The organism is Corynebacterium sp. CCUG 61414 (genome assembly GCF_024453945.1).
Lineage (GTDB): Bacteria > Actinomycetota > Actinomycetes > Mycobacteriales > Mycobacteriaceae > Corynebacterium > Corynebacterium pseudogenitalium.
In genome coordinates, this window is sequence record NZ_JAGPYU010000016.1 from 1 (window position 1) to 13,912 (window position 13,912).

Annotated in this window: 14 protein-coding genes; 12 read left to right on the forward strand and 2 right to left on the reverse strand. The window is 63.8% G+C overall.

The features are described from left to right. Positions 1 to 409: 409 nt before the first annotated feature. From KBX14_RS09635 to KBX14_RS09680, 10 genes are read left to right on the forward strand one after another with little or no spacing between them, the layout of a single operon-like run. The gene (locus KBX14_RS09635; RefSeq protein WP_246814887.1) at positions 410 to 1,549 is read left to right on the forward strand and encodes an alpha/beta hydrolase family protein; all 1,140 of its coding nucleotides are present in this window, start codon (positions 410 to 412) and stop codon (positions 1,547 to 1,549) included. Positions 1,550 to 1,565: 16 nt separating this feature from the next. After that, positions 1,566 to 2,747 (forward strand): hypothetical protein, encoded by a 1,182-nt coding sequence (locus KBX14_RS09640; RefSeq protein WP_070477344.1) that lies wholly within the window; start codon positions 1,566 to 1,568, stop codon positions 2,745 to 2,747. A 6-nt stretch (positions 2,748 to 2,753) separates the two neighbouring features. Further along, a complete protein-coding gene (rfbB, locus tag KBX14_RS09645; protein ID WP_256042429.1) occupies positions 2,754 to 3,740 on the forward strand; it encodes a dTDP-glucose 4,6-dehydratase in 987 nt (328 codons plus the stop codon). Then, positions 3,740 to 5,032: a dTDP-4-dehydrorhamnose reductase gene (rfbD, locus tag KBX14_RS09650; protein ID WP_256042430.1), complete on the forward strand. Its 1,293-nt coding sequence runs from the start codon at positions 3,740 to 3,742 to the stop codon at positions 5,030 to 5,032. Before rfbB ends, rfbD begins: the two co-directional genes overlap by 1 nt. Positions 5,033 to 5,042: 10 nt before the next feature. After that, the gene (locus tag KBX14_RS09655) at positions 5,043 to 5,369 is read left to right on the forward strand and encodes a hypothetical protein (protein WP_070363227.1); all 327 of its coding nucleotides are present in this window, start codon (positions 5,043 to 5,045) and stop codon (positions 5,367 to 5,369) included. A 4-nt stretch (positions 5,370 to 5,373) separates the two neighbouring features. Beyond that, complete coding sequence (gene rfbA / locus KBX14_RS09660) at positions 5,374 to 6,222, forward strand: glucose-1-phosphate thymidylyltransferase RfbA (protein WP_256042431.1); 849 nt, start codon at positions 5,374 to 5,376, stop codon at positions 6,220 to 6,222. A gap of 11 nt (positions 6,223 to 6,233) precedes the next feature. Beyond that, the gene (locus KBX14_RS09665; protein WP_256042432.1) at positions 6,234 to 7,025 is read left to right on the forward strand and encodes a glycosyltransferase; all 792 of its coding nucleotides are present in this window, start codon (positions 6,234 to 6,236) and stop codon (positions 7,023 to 7,025) included. Positions 7,026 to 7,038: 13 nt separating this feature from the next. Further along, positions 7,039 to 7,722, forward strand: a complete 684-nt coding sequence (locus KBX14_RS09670; protein ID WP_256042433.1) for a glycosyltransferase family 2 protein — start codon at positions 7,039 to 7,041, stop codon at positions 7,720 to 7,722. Continuing rightward, positions 7,719 to 8,060, forward strand: coding sequence for a DUF2304 domain-containing protein (locus KBX14_RS09675; RefSeq protein ID WP_070477332.1), 342 nt, complete (start codon positions 7,719 to 7,721; stop codon positions 8,058 to 8,060). Before KBX14_RS09670 ends, KBX14_RS09675 begins: the two co-directional genes overlap by 4 nt. Beyond that, on the forward strand, positions 8,053 to 8,769 hold the full coding sequence (locus KBX14_RS09680; protein ID WP_256042434.1) for a thioredoxin domain-containing protein: 717 nt from the start codon (positions 8,053 to 8,055) through the stop codon (positions 8,767 to 8,769). Before KBX14_RS09675 ends, KBX14_RS09680 begins: the two co-directional genes overlap by 8 nt. Before the next feature lie 7 nt (positions 8,770 to 8,776). On the opposite strand, the gene KBX14_RS09685 is transcribed toward KBX14_RS09680, so the two are convergent. After that, positions 8,777 to 9,589: a GDSL-type esterase/lipase family protein gene (locus tag KBX14_RS09685; RefSeq protein WP_256042435.1), complete on the reverse strand. Its 813-nt coding sequence runs from the start codon at positions 9,587 to 9,589 to the stop codon at positions 8,777 to 8,779. A gap of 67 nt (positions 9,590 to 9,656) precedes the next feature. Between KBX14_RS09685 and KBX14_RS09690 the strand changes: the two genes are divergently transcribed. Both KBX14_RS09690 and KBX14_RS09695 read left to right on the forward strand, forming a co-directional pair. Continuing rightward, positions 9,657 to 11,204, forward strand: coding sequence for an AMP-binding protein (locus KBX14_RS09690; RefSeq protein ID WP_070477330.1), 1,548 nt, complete (start codon positions 9,657 to 9,659; stop codon positions 11,202 to 11,204). A gap of 297 nt (positions 11,205 to 11,501) precedes the next feature. Next, positions 11,502 to 12,161, forward strand: a complete 660-nt coding sequence (locus KBX14_RS09695) for a hypothetical protein (protein WP_070477328.1) — start codon at positions 11,502 to 11,504, stop codon at positions 12,159 to 12,161. A gap of 14 nt (positions 12,162 to 12,175) precedes the next feature. Here the strand turns inward: KBX14_RS09695 and KBX14_RS09700 are convergent, their stop codons facing one another. Then, entirely contained in the window at positions 12,176 to 13,738 is a 1,563-nt protein-coding gene (locus tag KBX14_RS09700) for an alkaline phosphatase (RefSeq protein WP_256042436.1), read from the reverse strand. Between the last annotated feature and the right edge of the window lie 174 nt (positions 13,739 to 13,912).

A 13,912-nucleotide genomic window follows, 5' to 3' on the forward strand; every position in this document is an offset into this window, starting at 1 on the left:
CTCAGGTAACTGTGGGTCGGTCATGAACAAAACCTCCTATGGATTGACGTTCACAACCATCCTGGCACTAAGGGAAATTAAGGAATTTGGTGCGCAGCGCCCTGCACGAACCACAAAAACCCGCCGCCCACCCAACAACAGGTGGCGCGACGGGTTCAAGCGGGCCGAGCCTCTAGAACAGGCCCATGCCGTATGCGATGGTGGAAGACGTCGAGGAGCCGAAGTGGATCAGCTCACCGAGGACGTTATTGATGGCGACCTGCATGGACTCGATCGGGTTCATTGCAACTACCTTCTTTCAAAGAGAAATTCTGTAAGAACGAAATACTTCCCACATTCTTGCACGAAACGCCGAACAAAGTGACACCAGAAGCCCCAATTGCCACATCTGTAAAGTAGGATGGCTTCCATGTTGAAGCGCATCACTCGTTCGGTTGTGGCTACAGCGATGGCTGTGGCCATTCCTTTGTCGGCACTCCAGGCGATCCCAGCAGTTACGCCAACAGCATCGGCCCAGCCCGTGGGTACGGTGAAGCCCTGGAACGCAATTGCGAATCCACCGTTGGCGAAGACGGACGGGAAGCCGCAGAAGTGGGTCGAGAAGGTTGACCATAAGCAGGTGTTGAGCTTCTTGGTGTATTCGCCGTCGATGCGCCGGGATATCCCGGTGGCGGTGTTGCCTGCGACGAATACTGCGGGGCAGCGCGTACAGAACGCGCCGACGATCTACCTGCTCAACGGCGCTGGTGGTGCGGAGCAGCACCAGGACTGGTTGAGCATGAGTGATGCTCGCGAGTTCTTCGCAGGCAAGGGCGTCAATGTTGTGATTCCGCAGGAGGGCGCGTTTTCGTACTACACGGACTGGGTGAGTGACAATGTGCGCTCGCGCTACATTAACGGCCCACAGAAGTGGGAGACGTTCCTGGTCAAGGAGTTGCCGGGGCCGATTGAGGGGCTGCTGGGGGCGGACAAGAATCGCCGTTCGATTGTGGGATTCTCGATGTCGGGGACCACGTCTCTGGTGTTGCCGACGCACTACCCCGGGTTCTATAAGTCTGCGGCGTCCTTCTCGGGGTGTGCGGCGACGTCGACGCCTGAGGCGTACCAGTTTGGCCGGATTACGGTGAACCGGGCGTCGGGAACGTTGGATTACCGGACGGTGACGCCGGAGATGATGTGGGGGCCGATGGGTAGCCCGAATAACCGCTATAACGATGCGCTTGTGAATGCGGAGAAGCTGCGCGGGACCCGCTTGTATATTTCGACGGGCACGGGCCTGGCGGGCCGCCAGGATCAGGTGAGTTACTTGGTTGGCCAGGGGCTTCCGCAGCCTGCGGCGAGTGTCGGTTCGGCGATTCTGCAGGTTGAGGGCGGCGTGATTGAGGCTGCGATTAATAAGTGTTCGCATGATTTGCGCGCGAAGCTGGAAGGCTTGAATATTCCGGCGCAGTATGAGTTCCGGAATGCGGGGACGCACTCGTGGCCGTACTGGCGCGAGGATCTGCACAAGGCGTGGTTTACGACGATCGCGCCGTCGTTCGGAATGTAAGGCGATGTAACGCCAGGTGAAGCACCTTTCTTTTGCCACGCTGTTCGCGGCGGTCAGTGGCTTTGTGGTGTTGTGGGTGGCGTCGAAAGCACTCGACGCCGACTCGGCCTACCGCTACTTCGCTGCGTACTGGGGGTTGTTCTTCGCGTCCACCGGGCTTATCGACGGCCTCACCCACGAGACCACGCGTGCCGTCGCGGCGGCGCGCGAGGATGGCCGGCGGGGTTCGGCGAATCCGTGGCGGTTGGGGGCGTGGACGGCGCTGGTGGTGGTCGTCGCGGCAACGGTCGCGGGCGCACTGTTCATTGGCACCGTTGTTCCCGGAAGTACGCTGACGGCCACTGCCCTGCTGCAGGTTGGCCTGGTGATGTACGTGTTCCAGGCGGTGCTGGGCGGGGTGCTGTCGGGGGCGCAGTTGTGGGAGCGCTACGCGGCGCTGGTGGCGCTGGATTCGGGTGTGCGGCTGGTGTTGGCGCTTCTGGCGTGGGCGCTGGGGTGGGGCCTGCCTGCGTTTTTGGTGATTACGGTGGTCGGCGCGTTGAGCTGGCTGGTGGTGTTGCGCCGGGAGCATTTGCGGGTGCCGCTGGATGTGCATCGTGGGGTGTTCGTGCGCCGGGTGTTGACGGCGATGGTGGCGTCGGGGGCGTCGGCGGCGCTGATCACGGGCTTCCCGACGGCGGTGAACGCGGCGTTCCCACAGGCGTCGGTGGCGGCGATTATGAACGCAGTGATTTTGACGCGGGCGCCGGTGTTGGTGCCGTTGCAGCGGTTCCAGTCGGCGCTGGTGGTGAGGTTTGTGGAGCGTCGAGAAGCGTTGTTTGCGGCGTTGGTGCAGCCGGTCGCTGCCGTGCTGGGCCTAGGTGTTGTGGGCTTCGCCGCGGCGTGGGCGGTGGGCCCGTGGATTCTAAAACTGGCGTTTGACCCGGAGTTTTACGTCGATGGGTTGACGCTTGGGGTGCTCACGTTCGCGTCGGCGTTTATGGGCGCGCTGATTATTACGGGGGTGGCGGTGCTGTCGCTGGAGCGGCACGGCTGGTACGTCGCGGGGTGGCTGACGGCGACGGCGGTGGCGTTCGCGGTGCTGGGGGTGATGCCGCGGCTCGTGGGTGTCGACGTCCACTCCGTCGTGGTCACGGCCTTGTTCGCGGGCCCGCTGGCGGGGGCGGCGGTACATTTGGTGGCGCTCCGGCTAAGGTAGAGGCCCATGGGAACAATGCTGGTCACTGGTGGTGCGGGCTTCATCGGCGCGAATTTCGTGCGGATGGTCACCGAGCGCACTGACTACAAGGTCACGGTCCTGGACAAGCTGACGTATGCGGGCAACCCGGCGAATCTGCGGGGGTTGGACGTGGAGTTGGTGGAGGGGGACGTCGCGAATGAGGCGCTGGTGGGTGACTTGGTGGGGGCGTCGGATGTGGTGGTGCATTTCGCGGCGGAGTCGCATAACGATAATTCGTTGGAGGACCCGTCGCCGTTTATTCATTCGAATTTGATCGGCACGTATGTGTTGCTGGAGGCAGTGCGCAGGCACGGGGCGCGGCTGCACCACATTTCCACGGACGAGGTGTTCGGAGACCTGCCGCTGACGGGCAACGAGGAGTTCACGGAGGCGACGCCGTATAAGCCGTCGAGTCCGTATTCGGCGACGAAGGCCGGCTCAGACCACTTGGTGCGGGCCTGGATCCGCAGCTTCGGTATCAAGGCGACGATTTCGAACTGCTCCAACAACTATGGGCCGTACCAGCACGTGGAGAAGTTCATCCCGCGCCAGATCACGAACATCCTGTGCGGGCAGCCCGCGAAGCTGTACGGCACGGGCGCGCAGGTGCGCGACTGGATCCACGTCGACGACCACAACGACGCCGTGCTGACCATCCTGGAGCGCGGGAAGCTGGGCGAGACGTACAACATCGGCGCGAATAATGACCACACCACGAACAAACAGGTCATCGAGATGATCTGTGAGCTGATGGGCGGCGAGTACGAGCACGTCAACGACCGCCCCGGCCACGACCAGCGCTACGCGATGGACTCCACGAAGCTCACCACGGAGCTTGGGTGGCGGCCGCGCTACACGGAAGATCTGCGCGATGGGCTGGAGCAAACCATCGAGTGGTATCGCGAGAACCGCTGGTGGTGGGAAGGGGCGAAGGGGGACGTCGAGAAGCGATACGAAGCGAGAGGACAGTAATGATTGCTGGGTTGGAAGTCCACGAGCTTGCGGTGCACCGCGATAACCGCGGCTGGTTCAAGGAGAACTGGGCCGGGCAGAAGCTGGTGCCGGTGCAGCAGAATGTGAGTTTCAACGCGCGGCGCGGGGCGACTCGCGGCATGCACGCGGAGCCGTGGGATAAGTGGGTGTCGGTGGCGTCGGGCCGCGTGTTCGGGGCGTGGGTGGACATGCGAGAGGGATCGGAGACGTTCGGGGAGACGTTCAGCTGCGAGATCGGCCCGGAGACGGCGGTGTTCGTGCCGCGCGGGGTGGCCAACGGCTTTCAGGCGCTCGAGGACGGCACGACGTACATTTACCTGGTCAACGAGCGTTACCAGCCCGGCGCGCGCTACGCCTACTGCTCCTACAGGGAGGTCGAGTGGCCGCTGGAGCCCACGGAGCTTTCGCAGGCTGACCTCACCCACCCCATGCTTGTCGACGCCACCCCAGTCCCCCAGCGCAGAATCCTCGTGACGGGCGCGAACGGCCAGCTGGGCCGGGCACTGCAGGAGCTCTACGGGCCGGATGAGGCGGAGTTCTGTACGCGGGAGCAGTTGGACATCACGAAGCTGGAGGGGGTGGACTGGTCGAAGTACTGGGCGGTGATCAACTGCGCGGCGTACAACGACGTCAACGGTGCGGAGGACGACCCGGCGGGCGCGTGGCGCGTGAACGCGGAGGCCCCGGCGCAGCTAGCGCGGGCGGCCAACGAGCACGACCTGGTGTTGGTGCACGTGTCCAGCGATTACATCTTCGACGGCACCCACCAGGTGCACACGGAGGAGGAGCTGCCGAGCCCGCTGAGCCGCTACGGGGCGTCGAAGGCTGCCGGGGAGACGGCGGCGCAGGTGGCGCGCAGGCACTACGTGGTTCGGACGTCCTGGGTGTTCGGGGACGGCGCGAACTTCATGGCGACGATGCGCTCCCTCGCGGAGGCCGGCGCAAAGCCGCGGGTGGTGAAGGACCAGCGCGGGCGGCCGACGTCGGCGGAGGACCTGGCGAAGGGCATCCGCCACCTGCTGGCCAACGAGGCTGCGTACGGGGTGTACAACATCACTTCGGATGGGGATTCGGTGGGCCGCGACGAGATCGCGATGGCGGTATTCATCGGGATGGGCAAGGACCCCGCGCAGGTACACCCGGTAACTTCGGAGGAGTACGGGGACAAGGCGCCACGGCCTGCGGAATCGACGCTGGCGCTGGACAAGATCAAGGCGACGGGCTTTGCCCTCATGAACTGGAGAGCTGCGTTGGCGCTCTATCTTGGGTAGGTTGTACTGCATGAATCGCACTTCTCTTGCAGCTCTCGCGGTGGCGGGGGCACTGGTGGTGGCAACCCCGGCGTTCGCTTCCACCCAAACTTCTACCCCTTCGGCCCCGGCAACCACCACGGTCACCGTCACCCCGACGGTGACGGCGACGGTCACCCCGACGGTTGCACCAACGACGACGAACACCGCCCCGACGGACCCTGCGATGGCGCTGTCCGCGGGCGACACGTCGAACGTGTCCACCCCGGCGCTCGTCCTGTTCATCATGGGCATTCTGACCACGGTGCTGACCGTGATTGAGAAGCTGCCGCTGGACCAGATCCTGCCGAAGCGCTAAGTCGATGAAGGGCATCATTCTGGCCGGCGGGTCCGGCACCCGGCTCTACCCGATTACGAAGGGTATTTCGAAGCAGTTGATGCCGATTTATGACAAGCCCATGATCTATTACCCGCTGACCACGCTGATCAACGCTGGTATCCGGGAGATCATGGTGATCACCACGCCGGAGGACGCGCCCGCGTTCCGGCGTCTCCTCGGTGATGGTTCCGACTGGGGCATCATGCTCCACTACGGCATCCAACCCTCCCCCGATGGGCTTGCCCAGGCGTTCCTGATCGCCGAGGACTTCATCGGGGATGACTCGGTGGCGCTCGTGCTGGGTGACAACATTTTCGACGGCGCCCTGGACTTAAGCCACGACGGCACCGGCGGTACCATCTTCGCCTACGAGGTCTCCGACCCGCACCGCTACGGCGTGGTGGACTTCGACGCGAACGGCGTGGCCACCTCGATTGAGGAGAAACCGGAGCACCCGAAGTCCAACTTCGCCGTCGTCGGCCTGTACTTTTACGACAACCAGGTCGTGGACATCGCGAAGACGATCACCCCGAGCGCCCGCGGCGAGCTGGAGATCACCAGCGTGAACGAGGCGTACCTGAAGGCGAACCAGCTGCGGGTACACCGCCTGAACAGGGGTGACGTGTGGCTGGACACCGGCACGATCGACTCGATGGCGGAGGCCTCCGCCTACGTGGAGGTGCTGCAGAAGCGCACCGGCCTGGTGATTGGCTCGCCGGAGGTCGCCGCCTACGAGCAGGGGTTCATCTCTGTGGACAGGCTGGTCAGCCTGGGTGAGTCCATGGTGAAGTCGGGCTACGGCACATTTCTTCTCGACGCCGCACGCAACTAGTATCGGTATCCATGTCCACCGTTACTGCGCTCCTTTCTACCTACCACGGCACCGTTCCTGACCAGCTCGCTGAGGCGCTACAGTCCCTCGCTGAGCAGACCCGCCCCGCGGACGAGGTCGTGGTCGTCTTTGATGGGCCGGTGGCGGATGGGGTCGAGGGGGTCGTCGAGAAGTATGGGGCGCGCGTGGTGCGCTGTGCCGAAAACCGCGGTGCTGGCCCCGCGCTGCAGGCGGCCCTAGAGACGATCGACAGCGAGTTCGTGGCCCAGCTCGACTCCGACGACAAGGCGTTCCCCCAGCGCATCGAGCGACAACTCGAATTCCTGCAGCAGCACCCCGAGGTGTCCGTGGTGGGAACTGCGGTGCAGGAGTTCGACGGCGAGCGCACCGGCGGCATCCGACGCCTGCCCGAGCACCCCGCACACTACGCCAAGATGAACTCGCCAATGAACCACCCTTCCGTGATGTACCGCACGGCGGACGTCAAGGCGGTGGGCGGGTACCAGGACGTGCACCTCATGGAGGACTACGACCTCTTCGCGCGCCTCATCGCCGAGGGCTACACGCTCTACAACATGCAGGAGCCACTCACCTACTTCCGCGTCACCGACGAGCAGTTCGACCGCCGCACCGGCAGCGACATGTTCACCTCCGAGGTAGACATGCAGATCCGTCTGGTGCGCTACGGCCTGATCGGCCGCACACGCGCGATGGTGAACGTCGCAGTGCGCACCCTCTACCGCCTGCTGCCGAAGCCTCTGCTGAAGCGCGTTTATGCGCGACTTTTCCACCGCGCCGGGTAACATCTGCGTCAACATGAACGACGACACTTGGCTCATCATCCCCTGCTATAACGAGGGCCCCGTTATCCAGCAGGTCATTGAGCATGCGCGGGAAACGTTCCCGAACATCGTGGCCGTCAACGACGGCTCCCGCGACAACTCCGCCGACGCCATCCGCGCCGCCGGGGCCCACTTGGTCAACCACCCGGTGAACCTGGGGCAGGGCGCCGCGATCCAGACCGGGGTGGAGTACGCGCGGGCTCAGCCGGGGGCGAAGTACTTTGTCACCTTCGACGCCGATGGCCAGCACCAGGTCAAGGACGTGCAGCGCATGGTGCAGCGCCTGCGCACGGAGCCGCTCGACATCGTGGTGGGCACCCGCTTCGCCGGCCAAGATAGCTCGCAGGTCCCGTGGATCAAACGCGTGGTGCTGCGCACGGTGGTGATGCTCTCGCCGCGCACTCGTCGCCTCGGGCTGAGCGACGCCCACAACGGCCTACGCGCCTTCAACCTCAAAGTGGCCAACGAGATGAACCTGCGGATGAACGGGATGTCGCACGCATCCGAGATCGTCGCCCTGATCGACCAGCGCAAGTGGCGCGTCGCCGAGGAACCAGTGGAGATCCTGTACACCGAGTACTCGATGAGCAAGGGCCAGTCGCTGATCAACGGGGTCAACATCCTGGCCGACAACATCGTGGCAGGGAGGCTCCCATGATCCAATTCGCGCTGATCTGCGCCACCGTCCTGTTAGCGCTCTACTTTTTTGCTAACCGCCGAAAGGCGAACGCGAAAGCGTGGGTGAAGATCGGCTTCGGCGCGATGTTCATCGCCGCCATCTGGGCGATCCTGCGCCCCGACGACGTCACCATCCTTGCCAACTGGTTGGGTGTTGCCCGCGGCACGGACCTGATGCTGTACGTGCTGATCATCGCGTTCTTCTTCACCACCATCTCGACCTGGACCCGGTTCCGTGAGCAGGAGCTGCGCTACGCTCGTTTGGCGCGGGCGGTAGCATTACAAAACGCAGAACAACCAAAGGAGCACCATGAGTGATACCAAGATCCCACCACTGATGTGGGCATTTACGGCAGTATTGGCGGTCGGCACCGGGGTGGGTGGCTACGTCATCGGCGCAAACTCCGCGACACCCGCCACGGAGACCGCCCAGACTGCACCGTCTCAGGCCGCCGAACCGACTATGAACGAGGCCGCCGCCGAGATCGAGCGCCGCGACGCCAACGACCCAATGGCCCTCGGCGATGTCGACGCCCCCGTCGTCCTCTCCGAGTTCTCCGACTGGGACTGCCCATTCTGCATCAAGGCCAACGTTGAGATCATGCCGCAGATCATCAAGAACTACGTCGATGAGGGCAAGGTGCGCATCGAGTTCAACGACTTCGTAGTTAACGGCCAGGCCGCCGTCGAAGCAGCCCGCGCCGGCCGCGCTGCCGCCGACCAAGGCAAATTCTTCGAGTACCAGGACGCCTACATGGCAGAGGCCATCAAGGCCAAAGGCCACCCCGACTTCGACATGGAGGACTTCGTCCGCTTCGCTGAAGCCGCAGGCATGCCGGACATGGAGAAGTTCAAGGCCGACGCCGCCAGCGACAAGTACGACGCCGCCCTGCAGGACGCCAACAACCTAGCGCAGCGTGCAGGCTTTAACTCCACCCCGTCCTTCCTGGTCAATGGCCAGGAAATCATCGGCGCGCAGCCTTACGAGGCCTTCGAGCAGGCCATCGAGGACGCGCTGGCCAAGTAGCTAGTTTCTAGGAATGCGCGATGACGTCCGCGACGTGGGCGTGGCCGCGCTGGTTCACGTGCAGCGGCATGTTGCGTGGCGAAGGGCCGAAATCGACCAGCCCGGCCCACATCCGGATGTGGTCCGGGGCACACATGTTGTTGTTCCACGTGGACGGCTTCAGGTCCAAAAATTCGACACCCGCTGCGCGCGCCAGGTCCACCTGCATCCACTGCGCGGTGTCCTCCCACGCTTGCACGAAGGGCATCGGGGTGGCGTCGTGCATGTTGTTGCCCAGCTGAAACAGGCACACGCGGTCGCCCTGCGTGATCTTCGGGTAGCCGACAATCTGGATGCGCGCGTTCGGCGCCGCCGCCCGGATACGGTTCACCTGCGGCACCATCGCGTCGACGAAGGCGCGACGCACCTGCTCCGGGGACCGGCCGCCGGTCGAATAGGTGTCATTGAAGCCGGTCGAGATGATGACGCGGGCCGTTGCCGAGTTCAGGGCGCGGTCGCGCAACGCGCGGTCAACCTGCAGGGAGAAATAGGGGCCAACGCGAGTTGAAACGGTGCCGGCACAGGAGTAGTCCATTGCCCGCAACCCGAGGCGCGCAGCCGCCTGCTTGCCCCAATTCCTCGCACCGGTTGGGCACCAGACCTTCGCATCCGAGGAGCCTTGTGGCGTGGCGCCGATTTTTCCTGCCGCCCAGTCGTGGACTGTTGGGTCGGCAATGACTGAATCGCCGAAAACCACCATGTTACGCGGCTGCGCGGTGGCCTGCGCTGGCACAATGGCCAGCGCGGTCGCGACGATCGCCGCCGTCAACTTACGAAACACAAGTGCACTTCTTTCACATCTACAACAAGAACTACGCCTACTTTGCCAGATGTCATAGAATAGAGCAATGTTTCTCCGCTTTCTCAGGGCCACCCACCGCGCCGGAATGATCAGCCTCGGCAACAGCCCGAAAGCAGCGCTAGGGGTTATACCAAATCTGCTCCGCTTCCGCTTCACCACCGCCCGCGCTATCGAACAGGGCTACCTCGCCGCCCCCGAGCGCACCGCCCTTATCGACGACGCCGGCCTCCTCACCTACCGCGACCTCCGCACCCAAGCGCGCAACGTGGCCCGCTGGATCCTCAGCGTCACCGACCAGCCGCGCATCGGCGTCATCGCCCGCAATGGCCGCGGCATCATCCTGCCACTCGGCGCTAAAGGCTACACCGGCGGCTCCATCTTCCTCCTCAACGTCGGCTCCTCCACCGAACAACTCCGCGGCTGCATCGAGGAAAACGACATCAACATCCTCTTCACCGACGACGAATTCCTACCCCGCATCCCAGACATGGGCACCGCCATGGTGGTGGTTGATGGGGCGAAGTTGGCGTCGATAAGTATGGGCGGGGGCGACGCCACGCTGCCGCTGTTCCCGAAGCACGGCGACATCGTGCTCATGAGCTCAGGCACCTCCGGCATCCCCAAGGGCATCCTGCGCGCCGAGCCCGCCCTCCCCTTCGTGGTCACCGGCTACCTCGAGGCGATCCCCTTCCGCGCCGGCGACACCGTCCAGATGACCGCCTCCATGTTCCACACCTGGGGCTGGTCGGCGCTCAACATCACGCTCGGGGTCGGCGGCACCATCGTTACGCAGCGTGTCTTCGACCCTGCCAACGCCTTCCGCCAACTCGAGCACTTCCGTTGTGACGGCCTCATCTCCTCCCCTATCTTCCTCAAGCACATGCTTGACCTGGATGAACACTACGACACATCGCGCCTGCGCTTCATCGGCACCGCCGGCAACGCCCTGACCCCACTGCTCGCCGAGCGACTCATCGACCGTTTTGGCCCCATCGTCGCCAACATTTACGGCTCCACCGAACTCGCCCTCGCCGCAGCCGCCGACGCCACCACCGTCGCCAACGACCCAACCTGCGTCGGCCGCGTCCCACCCGGCACCACCCTGCGCATCTACGACGACGCCGGACGCGAAGTCCCCACCGGCACCGTCGGGCGCATCTTCCTCAACAACGAAACCGCCCTGCGTGGCTACACCAACTCCGACACGCCCATGGTCACTATCGACGGCCTCATCGAAATGGGCGACCTCGGGTACTTCGACAACCAGGGCCTCCTGCACGTCGTGTCCCGCAGCGACGACATGATCATCGTCGGCGGCGAAAACGTGCACCCCCAATCCGTCCAGGCGGTCCTCGAACGCATGCCAGGTATCGACGACCTCTACGTCGGCAGCGTCGACGACCCCGACACGTTCAAACGCGTCGCCGTCTGGATCGTCCGCACTGACGATCCCGCCGGCCAGGCGTTGACGGCTGCCAGCGTCCAGGCTTGGGTCCGCGACCACCTCGCCGACCACTCCATCCCCCGCGACGTCCACTTCGTCGACGCGCTGCCGCGCAACGCCACCGGAAAAGTGGTGCCGCGGGAGCTGTAGCGGGCATTCGGCGCGCGGGTTGGTACGTAGCAGCCTCACATGAGACGCTCCGAATCGTTCCGGTCGAGGTCTTAGAAGCGTGCGATGCTGGTCGCCGAAAATCAGACGGGCTTGGAGAAAATGGGCGACCTGCATCGCACTCCTTGAACACCTCGACCGGAGCGAGAACCGCCCAGAGACCAGCCGCAAACCACCCCCACCTACCCCCGAATTCCCACGTTAACGCTGTCGCAACATGCGGTGTCGGAAACTAATCGCGTACACCTGGTACACCCACTCGACCTCAAGGAGGACACCATGAAACGTATCGTTACCTGCGCTGCTGCCACTGCGATCGCGCTCGGCACCATTGCCGCACCCGCCCACGCCGCGACGGTGAACGTGAAGGACAAGGACGGCATGTGCACGGTGCAACTCTCGGCCGACGAGCAGCGCTTCGTTGTCTCCTGGTTCGAAGCGTCGAAGGCGATTGGGCTGCATGAGCAGGCACGCGACTTCGTGGCCGCCGTGGATACTGCTTACCCGGACGCCACGAAGCGCCCAACCAAGCTCGCCGAGAAGTACGCCGAGGCACAGAAGACGGTGAAGGAGACGAAGCCGACGAAGGAACGCACGCTCGAGGGCATCGACCCGGCCAAGCGCCAGGTCGGTCCGGAGATGAAGCGCGCTGAGGTGCCGTTTGGCGTCGAGAAGAGTGATGAGGCGCTGTATAAGGCGTGGGCCGCCACGCCAGCTGGGAAGGTCGCCGAGAAGCAGGCAATGCTTGACGACGCCGACTCCGCCGCGGCCGCTGCCTGCGCGAAAGGCGCTCAGGCGGATGTTGCGTACCCGACGGCGGAGCCAGAGCTGAACGTGGCGGCGATTGTTGGCGGCGTGATCGCGGCGGTGCTCGCGATCATTGGCCTGATTGCCGCGTTGCCGAAGCTCGGCGTGAAGTTGCCGATGCTTCCTATGTAGACAGGTAGTAGCTGCTAGAACTTAGGCAGTTGCGTGCGCAGGTTGTCCACCAGGGATGGTGCTGCCTGTGCGATCACAGCCAGTAGACCGGCGACTCCGAGGATGGACAGGATGGCGATGAGCCACGGGGAGTCGGCGGAGGAGCCGTCGGCAGGCTTCTTGTCGTCTGCTGGCTTTTCGCCGTTCCACCACTTGTCCAGGGTGAGGCGGGCGACGGTGGTGTTGTCGATGTAGGAGCCGCGGATCTTGTCAGTGTGCTTGGTGGATGCTTCGTAGATGTCGTCGGCACCTGCGCCCTTGTACCAGAAGCCGACGAGCTGGTTGGTGTGGTTGTCGGAGTTGTAGGTGTGCTCCGGCTTGGCACCCTTGGCGCCGCTGAGCTCGCTGTACTTGTCGGTATCCTGCGGGCCTGCGAGGTAGCCGGTTTCGTGGTCGGCGGTGACGATGAGCAGGGTGTCCTCCCAGGAGGAGTTCTCCTCGACCCACTTTTCGACGGCCTCTACCGCGTCAAAGAAGTCGATGGTCTCTTCGATGGAGCGGCCGATGGTGTTGGCGTGGCCGGTCCAGTCGATGGCGCCGCCTTCAATCATGAGGTGGAAGCCGTCTTCGTCCTGGTTGAGGGTGTTCAGGGCGCCGAGCGACATGGTGGCCAGGGTTGGCACGCCCTTGTTGAACTCGGTCAGGTACGGGCCGACGTTCGCCTTGTCTTCGCCGTCGGAGCCTGCGCGGCCCTGCTGCAGCGTGTTGGCCACGGGGGCGAGGCCGAAGACCTTCTTGGCGTCCTTGTTGGCTGCCTTGGCGAGGGACTCGAAGTCCGCCTGGTCGGTGACGAGGCTCCAGTCGGTTTCGCCGTTGGCGACCTTGTTGTAGGTCTCCTCGGTGATGTACTTGGGGTTGAACTTGCCGGTTTTTTGGGCGTTGTCGTCGTAGAGCGGGTGGCCGGCGCCCATGATGACGGACAGTGGGCTGTCGGGCCCGAGCATTTCGTCGGCGAGCTGGGTGTAGTTGCTGCGGTTCTCGTTGTGGCCGCCCCAGCCTGCCGGGGTGGCGTGGTTGAACGGCACAGTGGACACGACGCCGGCGGCCTTGCCCTGCTTCACGGCGCGCTGGGAGGTGTTCTCCAGTTTCTCACCCTTGTGGTCGACGCCGATCTTGCCGTTGTCCGTCTTGACGCCGGTGCCCATGGCGGTGGCAGCTGCGGCGGAGTCGGTGAAGTTCTTGTTGATCCAGTCGCGGTCGCTCCACGCCTTGATTTCGTCGTACTCGTTGCCGTACTGGAAGGTGGTCATGGAGGTGTGCTTCCAGCCCTTGTCCTCCTGCTCGAAGGTCTGGACTGGTTTGCCGTCGACGTTGGAGATGCTGTTGATGCTGTTTTCGCCGTTGAGCATCCACTTGGACTGGCCAGTCTGCCACAGGTTGGCTGCTGCGACGTGGTTGTAGCCCATGCCGTCGCCGACCATGTAGATGATGTTCTTCGGCGCCTTCGGTTCAGCGGCGTGCGCAGGCGTTGCGACGACAGCGAGCGCCACCACTGCGGACGTTGCTGCAGCGGCGACACGTGGGTTGGTAAAAGCCATGAGTTTCCTTCACAGAATCAGTGTTTGATGTTGCTCGCCGGGTTGGCGACGTATCGATTCTGCGAAAGCAATGTGAGTTTCCGGAGACATTCCGGTTATGGTTGGCGCAATTTTGGGTGAACGCTGAGCAAACCCTCCAAGTGCGCGGAACGCCAAAAGGCGCCACCCGGTGTG

Excerpts from the sequence above, each read along its gene's own strand:
- KBX14_RS09680 (WP_256042434.1), top strand. The coding sequence starts at position 8,053 with ATGAGTGATACCAAGATCCCACCACTGATGTGGGCATTTACGGCAGTA.
- KBX14_RS09690 (WP_070477330.1), top strand. The coding sequence starts at position 9,657 with ATGTTTCTCCGCTTTCTCAGGGCCACCCACCGCGCCGGAATGATCAGC.
- KBX14_RS09655 (WP_070363227.1), top strand. The coding sequence starts at position 5,043 with ATGAATCGCACTTCTCTTGCAGCTCTCGCGGTGGCGGGGGCACTGGTG.
- KBX14_RS09700 (WP_256042436.1), bottom strand. The coding sequence starts at position 13,738 with ATGGCTTTTACCAACCCACGTGTCGCCGCTGCAGCAACGTCCGCAGTG.
- KBX14_RS09695 (WP_070477328.1), top strand. The coding sequence starts at position 11,502 with ATGAAACGTATCGTTACCTGCGCTGCTGCCACTGCGATCGCGCTCGGC.
- KBX14_RS09665 (WP_256042432.1), top strand. The coding sequence starts at position 6,234 with ATGTCCACCGTTACTGCGCTCCTTTCTACCTACCACGGCACCGTTCCT.
- KBX14_RS09670 (WP_256042433.1), top strand. The coding sequence starts at position 7,039 with ATGAACGACGACACTTGGCTCATCATCCCCTGCTATAACGAGGGCCCC.
- rfbD (WP_256042430.1), top strand. The coding sequence starts at position 3,740 with ATGATTGCTGGGTTGGAAGTCCACGAGCTTGCGGTGCACCGCGATAAC.
- KBX14_RS09635 (WP_246814887.1), top strand. The coding sequence starts at position 410 with ATGTTGAAGCGCATCACTCGTTCGGTTGTGGCTACAGCGATGGCTGTG.
- rfbB (WP_256042429.1), top strand. The coding sequence starts at position 2,754 with ATGGGAACAATGCTGGTCACTGGTGGTGCGGGCTTCATCGGCGCGAAT.
- KBX14_RS09675 (WP_070477332.1), top strand. The coding sequence starts at position 7,719 with ATGATCCAATTCGCGCTGATCTGCGCCACCGTCCTGTTAGCGCTCTAC.
- rfbA (WP_256042431.1), top strand. The coding sequence starts at position 5,374 with ATGAAGGGCATCATTCTGGCCGGCGGGTCCGGCACCCGGCTCTACCCG.